18 protein-coding genes and 2 tRNA genes are annotated in these 19,349 nt (G+C 70.4%); 8 read left to right on the forward strand and 12 right to left on the reverse strand.

Translation table 11 applies throughout. The features are described 5' to 3' along the window. Positions 1-8: 8 nt before the first annotated feature. A complete protein-coding gene (gene rsgA / locus AB0D31_RS04660; RefSeq protein WP_362716934.1) occupies positions 9-1,022 on the forward strand; it encodes a ribosome small subunit-dependent GTPase A in 1,014 nt (337 codons plus the stop codon). 108 nt (positions 1,023-1,130) lie between these two features. Beyond that, positions 1,131-1,454, forward strand: coding sequence for a multidrug efflux SMR transporter (locus AB0D31_RS04665; RefSeq protein WP_328309823.1), 324 nt, complete (start codon positions 1,131-1,133; stop codon positions 1,452-1,454). On the opposite strand, the gene AB0D31_RS04670 is transcribed toward AB0D31_RS04665, so the two are convergent. After that, positions 1,408-2,163: a TetR/AcrR family transcriptional regulator gene (locus AB0D31_RS04670; RefSeq protein WP_362716936.1), complete on the reverse strand. Its 756-nt coding sequence runs from the start codon at positions 2,161-2,163 to the stop codon at positions 1,408-1,410. The two genes, AB0D31_RS04665 and AB0D31_RS04670, sit on opposite strands and share 47 nt — an antisense overlap. 156 nt (positions 2,164-2,319) lie before the next feature. Between AB0D31_RS04670 and hisN the strand changes: the two genes are divergently transcribed. Beyond that, positions 2,320-3,126, forward strand: a complete 807-nt coding sequence (hisN, locus tag AB0D31_RS04675; RefSeq protein WP_362716939.1) for a histidinol-phosphatase — start codon at positions 2,320-2,322, stop codon at positions 3,124-3,126. A 257-nt stretch (positions 3,127-3,383) separates the two neighbouring features. Beyond that, the gene (locus AB0D31_RS04680; protein WP_362716941.1) at positions 3,384-3,782 is read left to right on the forward strand and encodes a CBS domain-containing protein; all 399 of its coding nucleotides are present in this window, start codon (positions 3,384-3,386) and stop codon (positions 3,780-3,782) included. A gap of 115 nt (positions 3,783-3,897) precedes the next feature. Here AB0D31_RS04680 and AB0D31_RS04685 read toward each other — a convergent pair whose 3' ends face one another. Next, complete coding sequence (locus AB0D31_RS04685; RefSeq protein WP_362716944.1) at positions 3,898-5,349, reverse strand: catalase; 1,452 nt, start codon at positions 5,347-5,349, stop codon at positions 3,898-3,900. A 145-nt stretch (positions 5,350-5,494) separates the two neighbouring features. On the opposite strand from AB0D31_RS04685, the gene AB0D31_RS04690 reads away from it, so the two are divergent. Further along, the gene (locus AB0D31_RS04690; protein ID WP_267056276.1) at positions 5,495-5,911 is read left to right on the forward strand and encodes a Fur family transcriptional regulator; all 417 of its coding nucleotides are present in this window, start codon (positions 5,495-5,497) and stop codon (positions 5,909-5,911) included. Positions 5,912-6,111: 200 nt separating this feature from the next. Here AB0D31_RS04690 and AB0D31_RS04695 read toward each other — a convergent pair. The 4 genes from AB0D31_RS04695 to AB0D31_RS04710 all read right to left on the reverse strand — a co-directional run bounded on the left by AB0D31_RS04695 (position 6,112) and on the right by AB0D31_RS04710 (position 11,422). Further along, positions 6,112-6,185, reverse strand: a tRNA-Met gene (locus AB0D31_RS04695). Between the two features lie 85 nt (positions 6,186-6,270). Further along, entirely contained in the window at positions 6,271-8,103 is a 1,833-nt protein-coding gene (locus AB0D31_RS04700) for a tetratricopeptide repeat protein (RefSeq protein WP_362716947.1), read from the reverse strand. Positions 8,104-8,373: 270 nt separating this feature from the next. Continuing rightward, positions 8,374-8,447 (reverse strand) — tRNA-Met (locus AB0D31_RS04705). Between the two features lie 86 nt (positions 8,448-8,533). Next, positions 8,534-11,422, reverse strand: a complete 2,889-nt coding sequence (locus AB0D31_RS04710; RefSeq protein ID WP_362717106.1) for a UPF0182 family protein — start codon at positions 11,420-11,422, stop codon at positions 8,534-8,536. A 135-nt stretch (positions 11,423-11,557) separates the two neighbouring features. Here AB0D31_RS04710 and AB0D31_RS04715 point away from each other — a divergent pair, with 135 nt between their 5' ends. After that, positions 11,558-12,103 carry a PPA1309 family protein gene (locus AB0D31_RS04715; protein ID WP_362716950.1) on the forward strand — a complete coding sequence of 182 codons (546 nt, stop codon included), beginning with the start codon at positions 11,558-11,560 and terminating at the stop codon, positions 12,101-12,103. Between the two features lie 25 nt (positions 12,104-12,128). On the opposite strand, the gene AB0D31_RS04720 is transcribed toward AB0D31_RS04715, so the two are convergent. The 4 genes from AB0D31_RS04720 to AB0D31_RS04735 form a co-directional block, all read right to left on the reverse strand. Further along, on the reverse strand, positions 12,129-13,217 hold the full coding sequence (locus tag AB0D31_RS04720) for a PDZ domain-containing protein (RefSeq protein ID WP_362716953.1): 1,089 nt from the start codon (positions 13,215-13,217) through the stop codon (positions 12,129-12,131). Positions 13,218-13,306: 89 nt separating this feature from the next. After that, entirely contained in the window at positions 13,307-13,528 is a 222-nt protein-coding gene (locus tag AB0D31_RS04725) for a hypothetical protein (RefSeq protein WP_362716956.1), read from the reverse strand. A gap of 147 nt (positions 13,529-13,675) precedes the next feature. Further along, complete coding sequence (locus tag AB0D31_RS04730) at positions 13,676-14,140, reverse strand: molybdenum cofactor biosynthesis protein MoaE (protein ID WP_362716958.1); 465 nt, start codon at positions 14,138-14,140, stop codon at positions 13,676-13,678. Between the two features lie 275 nt (positions 14,141-14,415). Continuing rightward, positions 14,416-15,522 carry an SDR family oxidoreductase gene (locus tag AB0D31_RS04735; protein ID WP_362716961.1) on the reverse strand — a complete coding sequence of 369 codons (1,107 nt, stop codon included), beginning with the start codon at positions 15,520-15,522 and terminating at the stop codon, positions 14,416-14,418. A 189-nt stretch (positions 15,523-15,711) separates the two neighbouring features. Here AB0D31_RS04735 and AB0D31_RS04740 point away from each other — a divergent pair, with 189 nt between their 5' ends. Continuing rightward, positions 15,712-17,208, forward strand: a complete 1,497-nt coding sequence (locus tag AB0D31_RS04740) for a zinc-dependent metalloprotease (protein ID WP_362716963.1) — start codon at positions 15,712-15,714, stop codon at positions 17,206-17,208. Beyond that, the gene (locus AB0D31_RS04745; RefSeq protein ID WP_362716965.1) at positions 17,205-17,726 is read left to right on the forward strand and encodes an NUDIX domain-containing protein; all 522 of its coding nucleotides are present in this window, start codon (positions 17,205-17,207) and stop codon (positions 17,724-17,726) included. Before AB0D31_RS04740 ends, AB0D31_RS04745 begins: the two co-directional genes overlap by 4 nt. Positions 17,727-17,887: 161 nt before the next feature. Here AB0D31_RS04745 and AB0D31_RS04750 read toward each other — a convergent pair whose 3' ends face one another. Next, positions 17,888-18,643, reverse strand: coding sequence for an AIM24 family protein (locus tag AB0D31_RS04750; protein WP_362716967.1), 756 nt, complete (start codon positions 18,641-18,643; stop codon positions 17,888-17,890). A 13-nt stretch (positions 18,644-18,656) separates the two neighbouring features. Further along, complete coding sequence (locus AB0D31_RS04755; protein WP_328309851.1) at positions 18,657-19,337, reverse strand: AIM24 family protein; 681 nt, start codon at positions 19,335-19,337, stop codon at positions 18,657-18,659. Between the last annotated feature and the right edge of the window lie 12 nt (positions 19,338-19,349).

Raw genomic sequence — 19,349 nt, forward strand, 5'->3', positions numbered from 1 at the left:
TTAAGACCATGCGCCGCTACGGCAAGAACCCGGACGAGGACGACATCCGCGTCCGCCCCAACCCCAAGGGCAACCGCCCTCGCACCAGCATCCGCCCCAAGCACGAGGACGCGGCCGAGGGCATGGTCCTCACCGTGGACCGCGGCCGGCTCACCTGCCTGGTCGAGGGCCGCTCGATCCACGCCATGAAGGCCCGCGAACTGGGCCGCAAGGCGGCGGTGGTGGGCGACCGGGTCGACATCGTGGGCGATCTGTCCGGCAAGAAGGACACGCTCGCCCGGATCGTACGGATCGGCAAGCGCACCTCGGTGCTGCGGCGCACCGCCGACGACGACGACCCGTACGAGCGCGTCGTCGTCGCCAACGCCGACCAGCTCGCCATCGTCACCGCGCTCGCCGACCCCGAGCCGCGCCCCCGCCTCATCGACCGCTGTCTGGTGGCGGCGTACGACGGCGGGCTCGCACCGCTCCTGGTCCTGACCAAGTCGGACCTGGCGCCGGCCGGTGAACTCCTGGACATGTACGGCGCGTTGGGCGTCCCGTTCGTGGTCACCTCACGCGAGGAGCTGTACGAGGGCGACGCGGCGGACCGGGTGCGCGAGCATCTGCACGGCCGGGTCACCGCGTTCGTCGGCCACTCGGGCGTCGGCAAGACGACCCTGGTCAACGCGCTGGTGCCGGAGGCACAGCGGCGCGTCACCGGCCATGTCAACGCGGTCACCGGGCGCGGCCGCCACACCACCACGTCCGCGCTCGCGCTGCCCCTGGACAGCGCGGACGGCGGCTGGGTCGTCGACACCCCGGGCGTACGCTCCTTCGGCCTGCACCACGTCGACCCGTCCCGGGTGATCCTGGCCTTCCCCGATCTCGTGCCGGGCACCGAGAACTGTCCGCGCGCGTGCAGCCACGACGAGGCGGAGTGCGCGCTCGACCAGTGGGTCGCGGACGGGCACGCGGATCCGGCCCGGCTGTACTCGTTGCGCCGTCTGCTCGCGACACGGGAGCGACGCGAGGGGGACTGACCGTTTCCCCGGGCGGGTACGTGCCTCGCATTGCATAATCACACCAGGTGTTGACCGTGCAGTGACCATGCAGTCGGTGACGAGACGCGTTGCGGGAGGCCCAGGACAATGGCGTGGCTGCTGGTCGTGGTGGCGGGGATCCTGGAAACAGGGTTCGCCGTCTGCTTGAAGCTGTCGCACGGTTTCACCCGGCTGTGGCCGACGATCGCGTTCGCCTCGTTCGCACTCGGCTCCTTCGGTCTGCTGACGCTGTCGCTTCGGAAGCTGGACGTGGGGCCCGCCTACGCGGTGTGGACGGGCATCGGGGCGGCCGGTACCGCCATCTACGGCATGGTCTTCCTCGGCGATGTGGTCTCGACCCTGAAACTGGTGTCGATCTCGCTGGTCATCGTGGGTGTGATCGGCCTGCAGATCTCGGGCTCGGCGCACTGACCCGGGCCGCTCCGGCCGTCGCCGGCGCGTCCACCCGTGAGCCGGGTCGTCCCACCGCGCGCACCGACAGCCCGGCGAGCACCGCGCGCAGCTGTCCGGCGTGGCCCTCGCCCCGTCCGACCGGCGCCACCACGAAGGACAGGCCGAGCCGAACCGCCGTCTCGCAGTAGCGGCCGAGCTCCACCGGATCGGCTCCGGGCACCTCCCGTTCGAGCACCGCGAGCGCCCTGTCCCGTACCGCGGCGACGAGTTCGGCCGGGCCGGGCACCCCGGCGTCGGCCCGGCGCTGGGCGGGCACGGCGGATACCGGCGCGGTGGTACGGACCGAGGGCGCGGGAAGCCGTTCGCTCCAGGCGCCCGTGAGCAGCGCTCGCACCAGGGCGCTGGAACGGGCCGAACCGAGCGTCCACTCCGCGACGCGGACCAGGCGCTCGGCTGAGCAGCGGACCAGGCGCTCGGCTGAGCCGGAGGGGTCGGGGGCAGGGGGCCCGGGCTCGGCGAGCGCTCTGTCGACGCCGCGCAGATACACGTCGGCCTCCCAGCGCACCAGCGCGCGGGCGAGCCCCTCCTTGCTGCCGAACTCGTTGTAGAGGGTCTGCCGCGAAACCCCGGCGGCGGCCGCCACGTCCACCATGCGCACCGCCGGCCACGGCAGTTCCGCGAGCGCCGAGAGAGCGGCGTCCAGTAAGGATTCCCGCGCTGTGGGCATGGTCGCCTCCCGGGCCCCCGACGGCCTGCGGGCGGCTCCGCGTTCAGCGTTGACGGGCGCCAATCAAGTGTCAAGGGGCGCCAGGGGCGGGCACGGGGGCGTCCCGGAGTGCGGGCGCTGTGGTCCGTACCGCGGACGGTCGCTACGGTGGTGGCCATGCCCGACTATCACGATGATCTGCGTCTCGCCCACGTCCTCGCGGACGCCGCCGACGCGGCCACCATGGACCGGTTCAAGGCGCTCGACCTGGTGGTCGAGACGAAGCCCGACATGACGCCGGTGAGCGAGGCCGACAAGGCGGCCGAAGAGGTCATCCGGGGGCATCTGCACCGGGCGCGGCCGCGTGACGCGATCCTCGGCGAGGAGTACGGCCTTGAGGGCACGGGCCCGCGGCGCTGGGTGGTCGACCCGATCGACGGCACCAAGAACTACGTCCGCGGCGTGCCGGTGTGGGCGACCCTGATCTCCCTGATGGAGGCCGGTCAGAACGGCTTCCAGCCGGTGGTCGGCGTCGTGTCGGCGCCCGCCCTGAACCGGCGCTGGTGGGCGGCGAAAGGCCACGGCGCGTTCACCGGCCGCAGCCTCACCTCGGCGACCCGCCTGAAGGTGTCCAGCGTCTCCAAGCTGCCCGACGCCTCGTTCGCGTACTCCTCGCTGAGCGGCTGGGAGGAGCAGGGCAAGCTCGACGACTTCCTCGATCTGACCCGGGAGTGCTGGCGCACCCGGGCGTACGGCGACTTCTGGCCGTACATGATGGTCGCCGAGGGCTCGGTGGACTTCTGCGCGGAGCCCGAGCTGTCGATGTGGGACATGGCGGCCAATGTGATCGTGGTGCAGGAGGCCGGGGGCGTCTTCACCGGCCTCGACGGCCGGCCCGGCCCGCACAGCGGCAACGCGGCGGCGTCCAACGGCCTGCTCCACGAGGAACTGCTCGGCTACCTGGGCGACGCGCCCCAGTCCTGACGGCGGTGCGCATGCTCGGGCCGGCTCAGGCTTGGCCTCCGGCCGGCTCGGGCTTGGCCCGGCTCGCGCATGGGGCCGCTGTGGGGCGTGAGTCGTACTTTTACGCGCCCCTCAACTTACTTCTACCCACCCCTTGTTGACGACCGGCCGTGATGCGACTCTAGGAGTCCCCCCACTTGTGAACTTGTGAATTCCTTCCGGAGCGGGCTCCGTTCGCCGTGCCGGTAGTCGAATCCACCCAGGAGGTGGCTCCTTTCATGCTCGTCCGTGACGCCATGAGCACGATGGTCCTCACCATCGGCCCCGCCCACACCCTCCGGCAAGCCTCCCGCCTGATGTCCGCGCGCCGGGTCGGCGCGGCCATCGTCCTCGACCCCGACACCAGCGGCCTCGGCATCCTCACCGAGCGCGACATCCTCAACTCCGTCGGCCTGGGCCAGGACCCCGACCACGAGACCGCCGCCACCCACACCACCACGGACGTCGTCTTCGCGGCGCCGGCCTGGACCCTGGTCGAGGCCGCGACGGCGATGACGCACGGCGGCTTCCGCCATCTGATCGTCCTCGACGACCACGGACCGGTCGGCATCGTCTCGGTCCGCGACATCATCCGCTGCTGGTCCCCGACGCGCCGCGAGAGCGCACTGACGGGCTGACCCGCCGGCCTGCTGACCACGGGCGGGCATTCCTCATCCTCGCCCGGCGGACGCCAGAGGGCCGGACCCCCGAAGGGGTCCGGCCCTCTGTTCATCCCCGGCGAGCGGGCCCGGTTCAGCCGCGAAGGGCCTGGACCGCGGCTTCGAGCCGCTTGCCGAAGTCGGCGTCCGCCTGGCGGAAGTTGTTGATCGCGCGGTCGGCGATGTCGTCACGGGACACCTTGGCGATGAACCCGGCCAGGTTGTCGATGAGACGGGCCTTCTCGTCCTCGGAGTAGAGCCGGTAGAGGTTTCCGGCCTGCACGAAGTCGTTGTCCTCGGCGTGCACCGGCGCGACGGTGGTGCCGGTGACCCCGGTGACGGTGCTGCCCTGCCAGAGCGGGCGGTCGGTCTGGACGGGACCGCCGAAGCTGTTGGGCTCGTAGTTCTTCGTGCCCTTGTGGCGGCCGTCGTACAGGTAGCCGTCACGGGAGTTGGTGCGCGCCTGGGTGGCGTGCGGGCGGTTCACCGGAAGGTGGTCGGCGTTGATGCCGACGCGGTAGCGGTGGGCGTCGCCGTACGCGAAGAGACGGCCCTGGAGCATCTTGTCCGGGGAGGGACCGATGCCGGGGACGAAGTGCGCGGGGCTGAAGACGGACTGCTCGACCTCGGCGAAGATGTTCTCCGGGTTGCGGTTGAGCTCCAGCTTGCCGATCTCGATCGGCGGGTAGTCCGCGTGCGGCCACACCTTGGTGAGGTCGAACGGGTTGAAGCGGTACGTCGCCGCGTCCGCCTCCGGCATGATCTGCACCTGCACGGTCCAGGACGGGAAGTCGCCGCGCTCGATGGCCTCACGCAGGTCGCGCTGGTGGCTGTCGGGGTCCTCGCCTGCGAGCTTGTTGGCCTCGTCCTGGGTGAGGTTCTTGATCCCCTGGTCGGTCTTGAAGTGGTACTTGACCCAGAAGACCTCGCCGGCCTCGTTGTTCCACTGGAACGTGTGCGAGCCGAAGCCGTTCATGTGCCGCAGGGTGGCCGGGATGCCGCGGTCGCCGAAGAGCCACGTCACTTGGTGGGTGCTCTCGGGGCTCAGGCCCCAGAAGTCCCAGACATTGTCGGCTTCCTGGCTGCCGGTGTACGGGTCGCGCTTCTGCGTGTGGATGAAGTCGGGGAACTTGATGGCGTCCTTGATGAAGAAGACGGGCGTGTTGTTGCCGACCAGGTCGTAGTTCCCCTCCTCCGTGTAGAACTTCAGCGCGAAGCCGCGGGGGTCGCGCACGGCGTCGGCGGAGCCGAGGTTGCCGGCCACGGTGGAGAAGCGCAGGAAGGTCTCGGTCTCCTTGCCGACCTCGGAGAGGAACGCGGCGCGCGTCCACTGCGAGACGTCACGGGTCACGGTGAAGGTGCCGTAAGCACCCGCGCCCCGGGCGTGCACGATGCGCTCCGGGATGCGCTCGCGGTTGAAGTGGGCGAGCTTCTCCAGGAGCGACTGGTCCTGGATCAGGACCGGACCGCCCGCGCCCGCGGTCGCGCTGTTCTGGTTGTCGGCAACCGGTGCGCCGGCCTCCGTGGTGAGCGGTCCCTGTGTCACGTGCGCCTCCTGCGTCATGTCCTGCAAGTCCTGTCCCTGGGTAACTACCGGACTCGATCCTACAATGGACATTGTCTAAGTCAAACAGTGATCCAAACCCACACCTGTTCGGGACTGGGCCTCTTCCCCTGTTAGGCTGGTGCCCATGAGTGACCTGTTGGAGCGATTGCGTGGCCGCGGCTGGCGGATGACCGCACAGCGGCGCGTCGTGGCCGAGGTCCTGAACGGCGACCACGTCCACCTGACCGCTGACGAAGTGCACGCGCGCGCGGTGGAGCGCCTGCCCGAGATCTCCCGGGCCACGGTCTACAACACGCTGGGCGAGCTGGTGACGCTCGGTGAGATCCTTGAGGTCTCCACCGACCGTCGCGCCAAGCGCTACGACCCGAACGCGCACCGCCCGCACCAGCACCTGGTGTGCGCGCAGTGCGGCGCGATCCGCGACGTCCACCCGCAGGGCAATCCGCTGGCGGACCTGCCCGACAGCGAGCGCTTCGGCTTCACTATCGCGGCCGTCGAGGTCACCTACCGCGGCACCTGCCCGAACTGCGCGGCCGCCTGACCGATCCCCCGCAACGCGAAGAAGCCCTCCGGCCGCCGGCCGGAGGGCTTCTTTCTTCTGGCGCTTCCGCCAGGCCGATGCTTGAAACACGGCTGGATACGGCTGGACGCGGCTCACGCGTCGGCCGGGCTGACGCCTGGGCAGACGACAAAACGACTGAGGCCCGAATCCCCCAAAGGATTCGGGCCTCAGCCTGCAAGTAGCGGGGACAGGATTTGAACCTGCGACCTCTGGGTTATGAGCCCAGCGAGCTACCGAGCTGCTCCACCCCGCGTCGGTGAACCCAACCTTACGGGACGGCACCGACCAGCGCAAATCTGTTCCCCTGGGCCCCTCAGCCCCCAGGGACCCCGGGTCCTCTAGGCCGTGAGCTCCTGGTGCAGCGCCTCGCGCAGCCGCGCCGCGCGCTCCGCGACCTCCGCGGGGCCCAGCTCGACCGCCCTCGCACACCAGCGCTGCCCTTCGCTCAGCTCGCCGTGGCGGGCGGCGAGCAGGGCGAGGCGCAGCGCGGCCCGCCCGTGTCCGGCGTGGGCCGCGCGGGTCCACCACAGGGCCGCCTCGCGCTCGCGGCCCTCACGGGCCAGCAGCAGCCCGAGGTTGAACGCGCCGTTGCGGCTGCCGGCCTCGGCCGCCTCCCCGTACCAGCGCGCGGCCGCCTCCAGGTCGCCCCGCGCGGCGGCCAGCATGCCGACCCGCACCTGCGCGCGGCGATGGCCCTGCTGCGCGGCACGCTCGTACCACTCCTCGCACTCCGTCTTCTCGGCCATCGGCTCGCCGAGCGCCGGCGGCCCGGGCGGGGGCTGGCGCGCGTCGAGGACGGTGGCGAGCCGGAACGCGGCCTCGGCGCTGCCGCCGCCCGCCGCGCACCGCAGATGGCGCTCGGCGGCCTGCTCCTCGCCGTCCCGCAACAGCGCGATGCCGACCTGGAGGGCGGCGTCGGTGTGTCCGGCGGCCGCGGCCCGCTCGTACCACTTCAGGGCGGTGCGGTCGTCGTCGCGCCCGGCGAAGAGGATGCCGAGGTTGAAGGCGGCGTCCACGCTGCCGGCCTCGGCGGCCTTGGAGAACCAGGGCTCGGCGCCGGTCGGGTCGCCGGCCTGGAGCAGCAGGATCGCGAGCGCGTTGGCCGCCTCGCGGTGTCCGCTGTACGCCGCTCTGCGGTACCACTGCTCGGCCTGGGCCGTCCGGTTCTGCGCGGCGCAGAGCAGCCCGAGGTTGTACGCCCCGTTCACGTCGCCCGCGGTCATGGCCGCGCGGTACCAGCGCTCGGCGGTCTGCTGTTCGCCGCGCGCGGCGTGCAGCGCGCCGAGCGCGTTGGCGGCGTTGCCGTCGCCGTCCTGGGCGGCGCGCAGCCACCACACGGCGGCGCTCTCCTCGTCTCCCGCGTCGCGCAGCAGAAAGCCGAGCGCGCAGGCGGCCTTGGCCTCGCCGTCCTTGGCGGAGGTCAGATACCAGCGACCCGCTTCCTTCAGGTCGCCGCGCTTCTCCAGGATCGCGCCGAGGTGCAGGGCGGCGCGGCGGTGGCCACGCGCGGCGGCCTGCCGGTACCACGGCTCGGCCTCGTCGGCGGCGCTCTCCCCTTCGGGCGCCCGTTCGACAGCGATGTCACCGTGGCCTTCGCCGGCCGTCCCGTCCTCGCCGCGCCGGTCGATGAGGCGGGCAAGACGGTAGGCGGCCTCGCGGTGGCCCTGCTCCGCGGCGGCGCGCAGCCACCGCTCGGCGCCCACGTCGCTGCGGTGTTCCAAGAGGTCGGCGAGGGCGTACGCGCCGAGCGCGTGGCCCTGCTCGGCGGACTGGCGCAGCCAGTACTCGGCGGCCGGCTCGTCGCCGCGCTCGCGGTAGTGGCGGCCGAGCGCGTGCGCCGCTGCGGCGGATCCGGCGACGGCGGCGATGCGCCACCAACCGGCCGCCTCGTCGGTGTAGCCGCGCTGGTGGAGCAGGACACCCAGGTTGTTGGCGGCGGCCCGGTCGCCCTCGGCGGTGGCGCCACGAAGGTAGGGCTCGGCGCTGTCGAGGTCGCCGCGGCGCAGCAGCAGGGAACCGAGGACGCTCATCGACTCGGCGTCGCCGCCGTCGGCGGCACGCCGGTGCCGCGCCTCGGTCTCGGCGTCAGCGGTGTCAACATCCTCATCCGAGCGTGTCTGCACAAACCGCCCTGTCTCCAACAGACTTGCCCTGTCCCCCATAAATACCATCGTCGCACCACCCGCAACCGGCGTACACCTGGTATACCGCAGCTCGTGAGGTCACTTCAGCGTTTTGTCGACATGCCCACAGAGAGACACGCCAAACCCGTGTACCCCAACTCCCCCTGACAAGACAAGATTTCACGCCACCGGGTTCCAGCCACCGGCAATCGGGCATTTTCCCCGGCCATCGCCCGCCCTCGGGCCTGGTCGACGGCACGGGGTTCGGACGCGACGAGGGCCCGGATCCTTGAAAGGATCCGGGCCCTCGTCAGTGAGTAGCGGGGACAGGATTTGAACCTGCGACCTCTGGGTTATGAGCCCAGCGAGCTACCGAGCTGCTCCACCCCGCGTCGGTAAACCCAACGCTACCACGCGGTGGAGGGGGCTCCCGACCGGAGCCGACCCATCTGCCCAGGTCAGCTCCGGCCCTGGCGGGTCAGCTTGCGGGCTTACCCGCTTTCTGCTCGGCCTCGGCCGCCTTGTTCAGGGCGTCCTGGAGCGCCTTCTGACTGTCGCCGTAGGCCTTCCAGTCGCCCTTGGCGAGCGCCTTCTGACCGTCCTCGTACGCCTTCTGCGCGTCGTTGATGGCCTGCTGGAGCGTGGCGTTGCCGGAGGCCGGCGGCGTGGTGGGCGGGTTGGTCGTGGACGGTGGGTTGGTCGTGGACGGTGGTGTCGCCCCGTCCGCCCCGAAGACCGCGCTCAGCGCGTCCGCCAGGTTGTTCTTGAAGAACGTCTTGTCGCCGTAGGCGACGCCGACCTTGCTCAGCAGCGGATAGTTGGCGCTGCCACCGCGCGCGTACACCGGCTCGACGTAGAGGAAGCCCCCGCCGAGCGGCACCGTGAGCAGGTTGCCGTAGTCGATCTCGGAGTCGGTGCCTCTCAGGTTCCGTACGAACTCGGCGACTTCTGGCAAGCCGTTCAGCCTGCTCTGCACCTGTTGCGGGCCCTGCACGTTGTCCGTGACCCGCAGCAGTCTGATCTTGCCGTAGTCCGAACTCGCCGCATCGGCGTCGACCGCCATGAAACCGCCCAGGTTGGGCCGGCCGTTGGGGGTGAAGGTCGTGGTCAGCGAGAACTTCTTGCCCTGGTTCTCGGCGCCCGGCACCTTCAGGGACAGGTAGTACGGCGGAACCGCGCTGTTGTCCTTGTTGGTCGGGTCGTCCGGCACCTGCCAGGCGTCACTGCCGCTGTAGAACTGCGCGGGGTCGGTGACGTGGTAGCGGGTGAGCAGCTCGCGCTGGACCTTGAACATGTCCTGCGGGTAGCGCAGGTGGGTGAGGAGGTCCTTCGGGATCGCCGACTTGGCCTTCACCGTGCCGGGGAACGCCTTCATCCAGGTCTTGAGGACCGGGTCCTTGTCGTCCCACTGGTAGAGCGTGACCGTGCCGTCGTACGCGTCGACGGTCGCCTTCACCGAGTTGCGGATGTAGTTGACCTGGTTCTGCTGGGCCACCACAGCGCGCTGGTTGTCGGTCAGCGAGTCCGTGGTGGTCTCGCCGAGCGTGGTGCGCGAGGCGTAGGGGTAACCATTGGTCGTCGTGTACGCGTCGACGACCCACTGGATGCGCTTGCCGACGACCGCCGGGTAGGCGTCGCCGTCGATGGTCAGCCAGGGTGCGACCGCCTCGACGCGCTCCTTCGGAGTGCGGTTGTAGAGGATCTTCGATCCCTTGCCGATGGCACCCGAGTACAGGATCTGCGGCTCGTTGAACGTGACGGCGTACGCGGCCCGGTTGAAGGGGTTGGACAGGCTCACGCCGCCCTTGCCCTGGAAGCTCGTGGTGACCTGGCCCTTGCCCTCGCTCTCGTAGTCGAGCTCCTTCTGGGGCCCGCCGACGATCGAGTACTGGTCGGTCTTCTCGCCGTAGTAGACGCGCTGCTCGTAGTCCGAGGGGAGCTGGCCGCTGGTGGGCAGCCCCGACTCGGTGAAGTCCGGCGCGCCGTTGTCGTCGACACTGGTGCCCTTGGCCGCGATCGCGCCGAAGCCATGGGTGTAGGTGAAGTGGTCGTTGATCCAGTTGCGCTTGTCGATGCCCTTGAGGTCGAGCTCGCGCAGACCGATGACGGTGTCCTGCTCCTTGCCGTCCTTGTCCTGGTAACGGTCCACGTCAAGGGTCGAGGGGAACTGGTAGTACTTGCGCTTCTGCTGGAGCTGCTGGAACGCGGGCGACACGACGTTGGGGTCGATGATGCGGTAGCTGGCCGCCGAGTCGGCGTCCGAGCGCAGCTTCGCGTTGTCCTTGGTGTCCGTGGTGCCCTTGTAGTCCGTCACATCCGCGTCGGCGACGTCGTACGCCTTGCGGGTGGCATCGATGTTCTTCTGGATGTACGGGGCTTCCTTGGCCTGCTCGTTGGGCTGGACCTGGAACTTCTGCACGATCGCCGGGTAGAGCCCGCCGATCAGGATCGCCGAGAGCACCATCAGGCCGAAACCGATGACGGGCAGCTGCCAGGTCCGGCGCCACAGCGTCGCGAAGAACAGCACGGCGCAGATGACCGCGATGCAGAACAGGATCGTCTTCGCCGGGAGATACGCGTTGGCGTCGACGTAGCGAAGGCCCGTCCAGTTGTTGGTCGCCTTGAAGTCACTGGACTTGACCGCCAGCCCGTACCGGTCCAGCCAGTACGCCACGGCCTTGAGGACCACGAAGACGCCGAGCAGCACCGAGAGGTGCCCGGTGGCCGCTCCCGTGGCGCGCGCGCCGGGGCTCGTGATGCGCAGCCCGCCGTACAGGTAGTGCGTGAGGGCGGCAGCGATGAGCGAGAGGACGGCCGCGGCGAAACCGAAGCCGAGCAGGAACCGGTACCAGGGCAGGTCGAAGGCGTAGAACGACACGTCCAGCTTGAACTGGGGGTCCTTCTGGCCGAACGGCACCCCGTTGACCCACATCAGCCAGGTGCGCCACTGACCGGAGGCCGAGGCGCCGGCGATGAGGCCGATGAGCGCGGTGATTCCGAGCAGCATCCACTTCTTGTACGGCGCGATGCCCATCCGGTAGCGGTCGAGGCTCTGCTGCTCCAGGGACATCGCGCTGAGCGGCGGCCGGAGCCGGTGCGCCAGCCAGATGTTCAGACCGACGGCGAGGGCCATCAGGAGTCCGAAGACGCAGAACAATCCGATCTTCGTCCACAGCTGGGTGGTGAAGACCGACGAGTAGTGGACCGAGCGGTACCAGAGCCAGTCGGTCCAGAACCCCGCGAACATGACGAAGGCCATGGCAAGCACGGCCAGAATGCCCAGTGTCATCAGCAGGGTCCGGACCCGGCGGGACGGCCGGCCGACTCTGATCCGTGGCCCGGACGGGCCTGAGCCGCGGTCCGGCATCTGGAAAGCCAAGGTGCGCACCTCGAAGTTCGCTGTCGTATGGGCGGGCCCAGCGATCGTAGAGCCCACTCATGCAACTTACTGAGGCTTTACTCAGTTCCCGATCGGGGGGTGAAAGAGGGCAGGATGTTGTCCATGTCCAACGTTTCCCCCTCAGGTCCCCCGATGGCCGCGAGCCCGCTCACCCGCGCGGTCCTCGAAATCGACGAGTACGCATCCGGTCTCGGCTGGGACAAGCCGGCCCGGCTCTTCGCGCTTGTCGACACCGCCAAGCTCCGCGCCCAGGCCCCGAACCTGGTCTCCACCGCCGACGACGCGCCGGTCTCCGGGCTGACCCCGATCGAGCAGGAGGAGATCCCGCGGAACAAGCCGCTGGACAAGTTCCTCGGCACGATCGCCTGGCCCGGCTCGGTGGCCGGCTGCGCGCTCACGCTGGAGCGCCTGATGCTGCCGCCGTCCGCCGAGACCTCCGTGCCGGAGGGGCTGAGCGACAAGGAACTCGCCACGTGGGTCGCCGCCCACCCCGACCGGCAGGAGGTGCGGATGACGGTGGCGGTGCTGCGCGGCGGTGCCCGCGAGTCCGCCATCCGGCTGCGTGAGAAGGACTCCGCGACCGAGGTCCTGACCGGCCCCGACCTGGTGCCGGGCCTCGCCGAGGCGTTGGCCGCGACCTTCGCCTAGCCGACCGGCGGGGGCGCGGCCGGTGTTACTTGACCGAGCAGCTCGGCAGTCCGGCCGTGTCCCCCGTACGGATCTTGTCGAGCGCCTGCCGGGCGTCGTGGATGGTGTCGACCTTCACCAGGGTGAGGCCCGAGGGGATGTCGGACGCGGCGGCCGCGCAGTTGTCCTTGGGCGTCAGGAAGTAGCGGGCGCCCGCCTGGCGTGCGCCGATCAGCTTCATCTCGATGCCGCCGATCGGGCCTACCTGGCCGGTGTCGTCGATCGTGCCGGTGCCGGCGACGAACTTTCCGCCGGTCAGGTCCTCGGGCGTCAGCTTGTCGACGATGCCGAGCGAGAACATGAGGCCGGCACTCGGCCCCCCGACGTCGGCGAGCTTGATGTCGACGGTGAACGGGAAGGAGTGGTCGCTTCCGGCCTGGATGCCGACGATGGCGCGGTCGCTGTCCTGCGCCTTCTCCGTGGTGATGGTGACCTTCTCGCCGCCCGAGGGTGCCTTGCCGGCCTTCTTGGCGGTCGCGGCCTCCTTGGCGGGCACGATCGTGAAGACCACGTTCTGGCCGGGCTTGTGCTTGGTGACGAGCGTCGCGACATCGGCGGGCTTGGTGACCTTGGTGCCGTCGACGGCCTGGATGGCGTCACCGGCGTGCAGTTTGCCCTCGGCCGGGGTGCCCTTGACCACCGAGGAGACGATGACCCAGCTCGTCACCGGGATGTGCAGCTCGTTCAGGGCCGCCACCTTGGCGCTCTCCTGCGACTGGCTGAACTCCTCGGCGTTCTCCTGGTTGGACTGCTCGTCGGTCTTGCCGTCCGGGTAGAGCGTGTCGTGCGGGACCACCACGCTGTCGTGCGCGAGCCAGCCGTAGACCGCTTCGAACAGGTTCATCCGGTAGTCCGCGCCGGTGACCCTGACCGTCGTCATGTTGAGGTGCCCGGTCGTCTGGTACGTCTGGTGGCCGGTGATCTGGAGCACCGGCTCGCCGCCGGCGTCGCCGAGCGTGTTCACGGTGGGGCCGGGAGACATCTCCGCGTACGGCACTTTGATCAGTACGCCGGCGCAGAGCAGCGCGATCAGCACGAGGGTGGAGGCGAGCATCGTCGCGGTGCGGCGTGGCATGGAACGACAGTACGGGACCGACCTGTGCGGCCACCCGTGGGGCCGGTCCGTACGGGGTCCTCGCGGGACCCGCTACGAGCGGACGGACGCTACGAGCTGACGGGGGTCTGCTGCGCGGGGGCGCACTCGGCGGGTGTCGCCGATTCGGCACCGGTCCCGGCGTGGGCTCGTTCCATCGCTTCGCGGAACCGGCTGTAACCGGCGAGTTCGGACACATCGCCGCTGGTGCGATTACGGGCTGCCCAGCGCGCCCATATCGCCGCTCCGACAGCGGCGAAAAGCGGAATCAGCAGCCAGGCGAGTGCAGCCATTTCCGACCTCCCGTTCCCCAATAGGCGACCGCGAACTGACAGATCAGCAGACTAGTCGTCTGCCGGTTCAACGCTCATGCCCGGGGGGCGGTTACGCAAATCGGGGCGCATGGCATCCGACGGGGTTTCAGATGCCCGGACCCCCGGTCAGCAGGCGCCGACCCACTCCTCCGTACCGTCGGAGAACCGCTGGTGTTTCCAGATGGGAACCTCGTGCTTGAGGTCGTCGATCAGCTTGCGGCAGGCCTCGAAGGCCTCCGCCCGGTGCGGGCAGGACACGGCGACGACGACCGCGATATCTCCCACCGCCAGATCACCCACACGGTGGACGGCGGCCAGCGCGCGGACCGGATAGTCGGCCACGACCTTCTCGGCCACCCGCCGCATCTCCGCCTCCGCGCTCGGATGGCAGGAGTATCCGAGCGTGTCGACGTCGGTGCCGCCGTCGTGATTGCGCACGGTGCCGACGAAGAGCGTGGTGCCGCCCGCCGCGAAGTCGCCCGAGGCCGCGAAGACCTCGTCGAGCGAGAGCGGCGTTTCACGGATCGCGAGGAGACGGATCGGGTCGTGCGCCGCCTGCTCGCCGGGGTGGTCGGGATACGTGCGTGCCATGGTTCCATCGTGCCGTACGGGAGTGACATCCCGGAATAGCTCTTTCGACCGGGCGGCCGGCGCCGACGTAGGAGGGTTCTACAGGGCCCCGCCGCTTCCGGGCCGGTGACCTCCGGCCCGATGCCTTTGGGCTCGGCAACCTCCGGCCCCGTCGCTTCGGGCCCGGCAACCTACGAGCCGGTCGACTTCAAGCCCTGTCGACCCGGTCGGCTTCAGGGCCTGTCGGCTTCAGGCCCGGCGCTGACCGGACCCCGCCGCGTGCGAGGCCCTGCGGCCTACAGGCCGCGCCGCTTGCGGGCCCTGCGCACCACGGCGGCCGCGCCGAGCAGGGCGACGGTGGCGCCGGCCGCTCCGGCGGCGGTGGCGTCCTTGCGGCCCAGCCTGCGGCCGGCGACGGTGTGCCGGCCCGCGACCTCTTCGAGGAGCTCGGCGAGAACCTCCTCGTTGGTCCACTGCGGCCGCCATCCCGCGTCGTGCAGCCGCCCGACGCTGACCACCCACGGGTGCATCGTGTACGCGAGGTCACCGGCGGGCGAGGGGGTGAGCCCGATCCGGTGCAGCCGGGCCGCCGCGCCCAGGGCGACGGCCGAGGGCAGCTCCATGCGGCGGATACCGCTGAGCTCCTCGACCTCCTCCTGTTCGAGCCAGCCGTCGCAGCCGACCGCGAACTCTCCCTCGGCCTTCTCCAGAGCCGCGTACTCCAGGGCGCTGCACAAGTCGTCGACGTGGCAGAACTGCCAGGTCGGCCGGGATCCGGCGACCACGAGCAGGCGCGGCGACTCGAAGTACCGGGTCAGCGCGGTGTCGGTGCCGCCGACCAGGACGGCGGGCCGCACCACGGTCACGTTGAGCCCCGGGTGCGCGCGCGGGGCCCGCCGCCCCAGACGCTCGATCTCCAGGAGGTCGCCCACGCCGGTCGCCTCGGCGGTGGCCCGCAGCTCGGCGTCCTCGGAGAGCGGGATGTCGTTGTCGGGCAGCGCCCCGTAGACCATCGCCGAGGTGCAGAGCACCACGCGGTGGACGCCGGCGGCCGCCGCTGCGGTCAGGACGGTCTGGGTGCCGCGCACGTTGTAGGCCGTACGGGCCGCCGGGTCCGTCTCCAGGTCGAGGTCGAGCGCAAGGTGCACGACGACGTCGACGCCGCGCAGTTTCTCGGCGATCGCCGGGTCCCGTACGTCCAGAATGTGCCAGGTCGCCTCGGAGACCCCGCCCCGGCGCTCGTCGATGGCGACGACCTGCTTGACCTCCTCGGACGCGGCGAGCCGCGCGGTCAGCAGGGCGCCGATCCCGGATGCGGCACCGGTCACGGCGACGACGGGGCCGCGCGATGTTGAGGCGGAGAGGTTTCGCGCTGCGCGAACCTGCGGATCTGGGGAACTCACCGGGCGTCTCCAGCGGTTGTCTTCAGTACGTACGTTAATGACGCGTACGTACCAGGTGGCGTCCATCCTGCCGCAGGCCGCGAGGCAGCGGAGCACCGAGCCCCAATCCCGTTCGGATGTCTACGCTGGTGGTGTTGTGGGCCAGCCGCCGTCGGCACGAGCCGGCGGCCTAACGAGCCGAGGAAACCCGTGAGTGACACCCCATTCGGATTCGGCCTTCCGCCGGAGGAGCCGGAGAACGGCGACGGCAAGAAGAAGGACCCTGCCGGAGGCGGTCAGGGTGCCGGCGGCCAGGGCGGCAATCCCCTCGGCTTCGGCGGCCCGGGCGGCGCGGACAATCCGTTCGCCGCGATGTTCGGTTCGATGAACCCGAACGACCTGGGCGCCGCCTTCCAGCAGCTGGGGCAGATGCTCAGCTACGAGGGCGGTCCCGTGAACTGGGACATGGCCAAGCAGATCGCCCGCCAGACGGTCGCCCAGGGCACCGCCGACGGCACCAAGGACGAGAGCGTCGGCCCCGCCGAGCGAGGTGCCGTCCAGGAGGCCGTGCGCCTGGCGGACCTGTGGCTGGACGACGCGACGTCGCTGCCCTCGGGCTCCACCACCGCCGTGGCCTGGAGCCGCGCGGAATGGGTCGAGGCGACGCAGCCGGCCTGGAAGGAACTGGTCGACCCCGTCGCCGAGCGGGTCGGCGCGGCCATGGGCGGCGTGCTGCCCGAGGAGATGCAGGCCATGGCGGGCCCGCTGATCGGCATGATGCGCTCCATGGGCGGCGCCATGTTCGGCCAGCAGATCGGGCAGGCCATCGGCGTGCTCGCGGGCGAGGTGGTCGGCTCGACCGACATCGGGCTGCCGCTCGGCCCCGCGGGCAAGGCGGCGCTGCTTCCGCTGAACATCGCGGCGTTCGGCAAGGACCTGGGCGTCCCCCAGGACGAGATCCGGCTCTACCTGGCGCTGCGCGAGGCCGCCCACCAGCGGCTCTTCGCTCATGTGCCGTGGCTGCGCTCGCATCTGTTCGGCGCGGTCGAGGGCTATGCGCGCGGCATCACGGTCGACACGGCCAAGCTGGAGGACGCCGTCGGCCAGCTCGACATGTCCAACCCGGAGCAGCTCCAGGAGGCGCTCCAGCAGGGCATGTTCCAGCCGGAGGACACCCCGCAGCAGAAGGCCGCCCTGGCCCGCCTGGAGACGGCGGGCGCGCTGGTCGAGGGCTGGGTCGACGCGGTGGTCCACGCGGCCGCCAAGCCCCGGCTCACCTCGGCGGACGCGCTGCGCGAGATGCTGCGCAGGCGCCGGGCCACCGGTGGGCCGGCCGAGCAGACCTTCGCCACCCTGATCGGTCTCGAACTGCGTCCACGCCGGCTGCGCGACGCCTCGCGGCTGTGGGCCTCACTCACCGACGCCCGTGGTGTGGACGGCCGGGACGACCTGTGGGAGCACCCCGACATGCTGCCGACCGCGTCCGACCTGGACGACCCGGACGGCTTCGTGCACCGCGAGCACCTCGACTTCTCGGAGCTGGACAAGATGCTGGGCGAGGCCGCCGAGCAGAACGGCCCCTCCCTGAAGAAGGACGGCGAGAGGGGCGGCGGGAAGGCCGAGCCGAAGGATCGGAAGGGCGGCCAAGGCGACCAGAGCGGCGAGGGCGAGGCCGAGGGTGACGCCGAGGGTGGGTCCGGCAAGTGACCCTGCATGACGACGCGGTCCTCGTGCTGAAGGCGTACGAGGACCAGCCCGAGCTCCGCCAGACCTACCTGGACCATCTGTCGGCGCACCCCGACGGCATGTGGAAGGCCTGCGAGGCCGGTCATCTCACGGCGAGCGCTCTGGTCATCGACCCCGACCAGGGCCGGGTGCTGCTCACGCTGCACAAGAAGCTGAACATGTGGCTCCAGATGGGCGGCCACTGCGAGCCGGGCGACGCCACGGTGGCGGCCGCCGCGCTGCGCGAGGCCGAGGAGGAGTCCGGTGTCGCCGGTCTCGCCCTGCTTCCCGGCGGCCCGGTGCGGCTCGACCGCCATCCGATCCCGGCGCCCTGCCACTGGCACCTGGACGTGCAGTACGCGGCGCTTGCCCCGGCAGGCGCGGTCGAGGCGATCAGTGACGAGTCGCTCGACCTGCGCTGGTTCCGCTACGACGAGGTGGCCGCTGTCGCCGACACGTCGGTGGTCAACCTGCTGGAGGCGACCCGCGCGAGGCTGTAGCCGAATGCGGACGCGGCCTCAACCGGCTTGCAGGTAAGGGGCGTTCGCCATGGCGAACGCCCCTTACCTGTGTCTGAACCTGTGCCTGATGACCGTGGTGCGGAGCGCCCAGGGGGTGCCTGGCGGGTCAGGGTCGCCCCCGGCCATGATCCGCCGGCCCCCTAGCTCCAGGCGTTGCCCTGGTTCTGTGCGTGGGCGCCCTGCTGGCCCACGCCGTACTGGGCTCGCAGGCCCTGGCCGATCATCGCGTTCTGCGGCGGCAGCACCTCGCTGGGCTGGACGAGCGCGAAGCCCTGCCCGAGGAAGCTCAGCTCCCAGCCCTCGCCGGTGTTGCCCCGGCGCCGCCACACGCCCGTGGAGTGCGTCTGCGCCTGCATCTGGACCCGCAGCGAGGTCGACCAGGCGACGATCGCGTCCGCGTCCGCGTTGACGTACTTGTCGGGCGTGACCTGGAGCGCGAGCGGCTGGCCCGAGGTCATCAGGACGACCTTGCCGGTGCCGGTGATGTTGAGCTGGTACTTGCCGGTGCCGGAGACTCCGTACTGACTGTCCACGGCGATGACCTCGTGGTGCAGCGAGGAGTCCATCGCCAGGACATAGCCGCTGTCCACGGTCAGTCCGTCGCGGTCGATGTCCACCACGTGCACGTGCTGGGCCAAGTTGGCGAGGTAGACGGTGCCCTGTCCGGAGACGCGCATCAGGTCGAGGCCCTCGCCGGTGCGGGCGCGGGCGCTGCGCTGCCCGTTCGACTGGTACTCCCCGTCGAACTCCAGCAGACCCTGGTAGGCGACCATCGAGCCCTTGCGGGCCAGAAGGTCGTCATGGCCGGTGAGCACGGCGCGCAACAGTTGGGCGTTCTGCGCGGTGTAGCGCTCCTGGGACTGCTGCTCGGTGTAGCTGAAAAGCGAGCTCTGCATCGGTCTCTCCCCCTCAGCCCCGGGCCCGCAGGCGGTCGGTGCTGTCCTCACTCGGCTGTACGACGACGATGCCCTTGCCCGAGAAGGCCATCTGGTACGCCTCTCCGCTGCCCCGGCCGATCAGCGAGGACGCCTTGAAGCTGCGCTTGCCCTTGACCTTCAGGTTCGGGGACCAGGCGACGAGCGCGTCGGGGTCGACGTACGTCTCGTCCTCGCCGCTGCCGCAGTCGACGACGACCGGGGTGCCGCGCGAGGTCAGGGCGACCCAGCCGGTGCCGGAGATCTTCACGTTGAACAGGCCCTGGCCGGCGAACTTGGCGAGCCCCTTGACCCGTTCGACACCCCACTGGAGGCTCGCGTCGAAGGCGAGCACATTGGTGCCGTTGACGGAGAGCGCGTCGTTGTCGAGGTTGACGATCACGACGTTGGCGCCGTAGTCGGCGAGGTAGAGCAGCCCGTCGCCGGTGCACTTCATCAGGGGTGCGCCCTCACCGGTGATCCAGTCGCGCGCCATCTGACGCACGGCTGGCGGGTTGGGCTCGTACTGGATGAAGCCTTCGTAGGCAACCATCGAGCCGACCCGGGCGAACAAGTCCTGTCCGGTGGCCATGGCCACCTTGAGCATGGCGCTGCCGTGGTTCTCCATGCGGGCCGCGACGGGGGTCGGGGCATAGCCCGCGAGTTGCTGGTTCATGTCTTCGGGCTC

This window comes from Streptomyces sp. NPDC048361 (genome assembly GCF_040651795.1).
Taxonomy (GTDB): domain Bacteria; phylum Actinomycetota; class Actinomycetes; order Streptomycetales; family Streptomycetaceae; genus Streptomyces.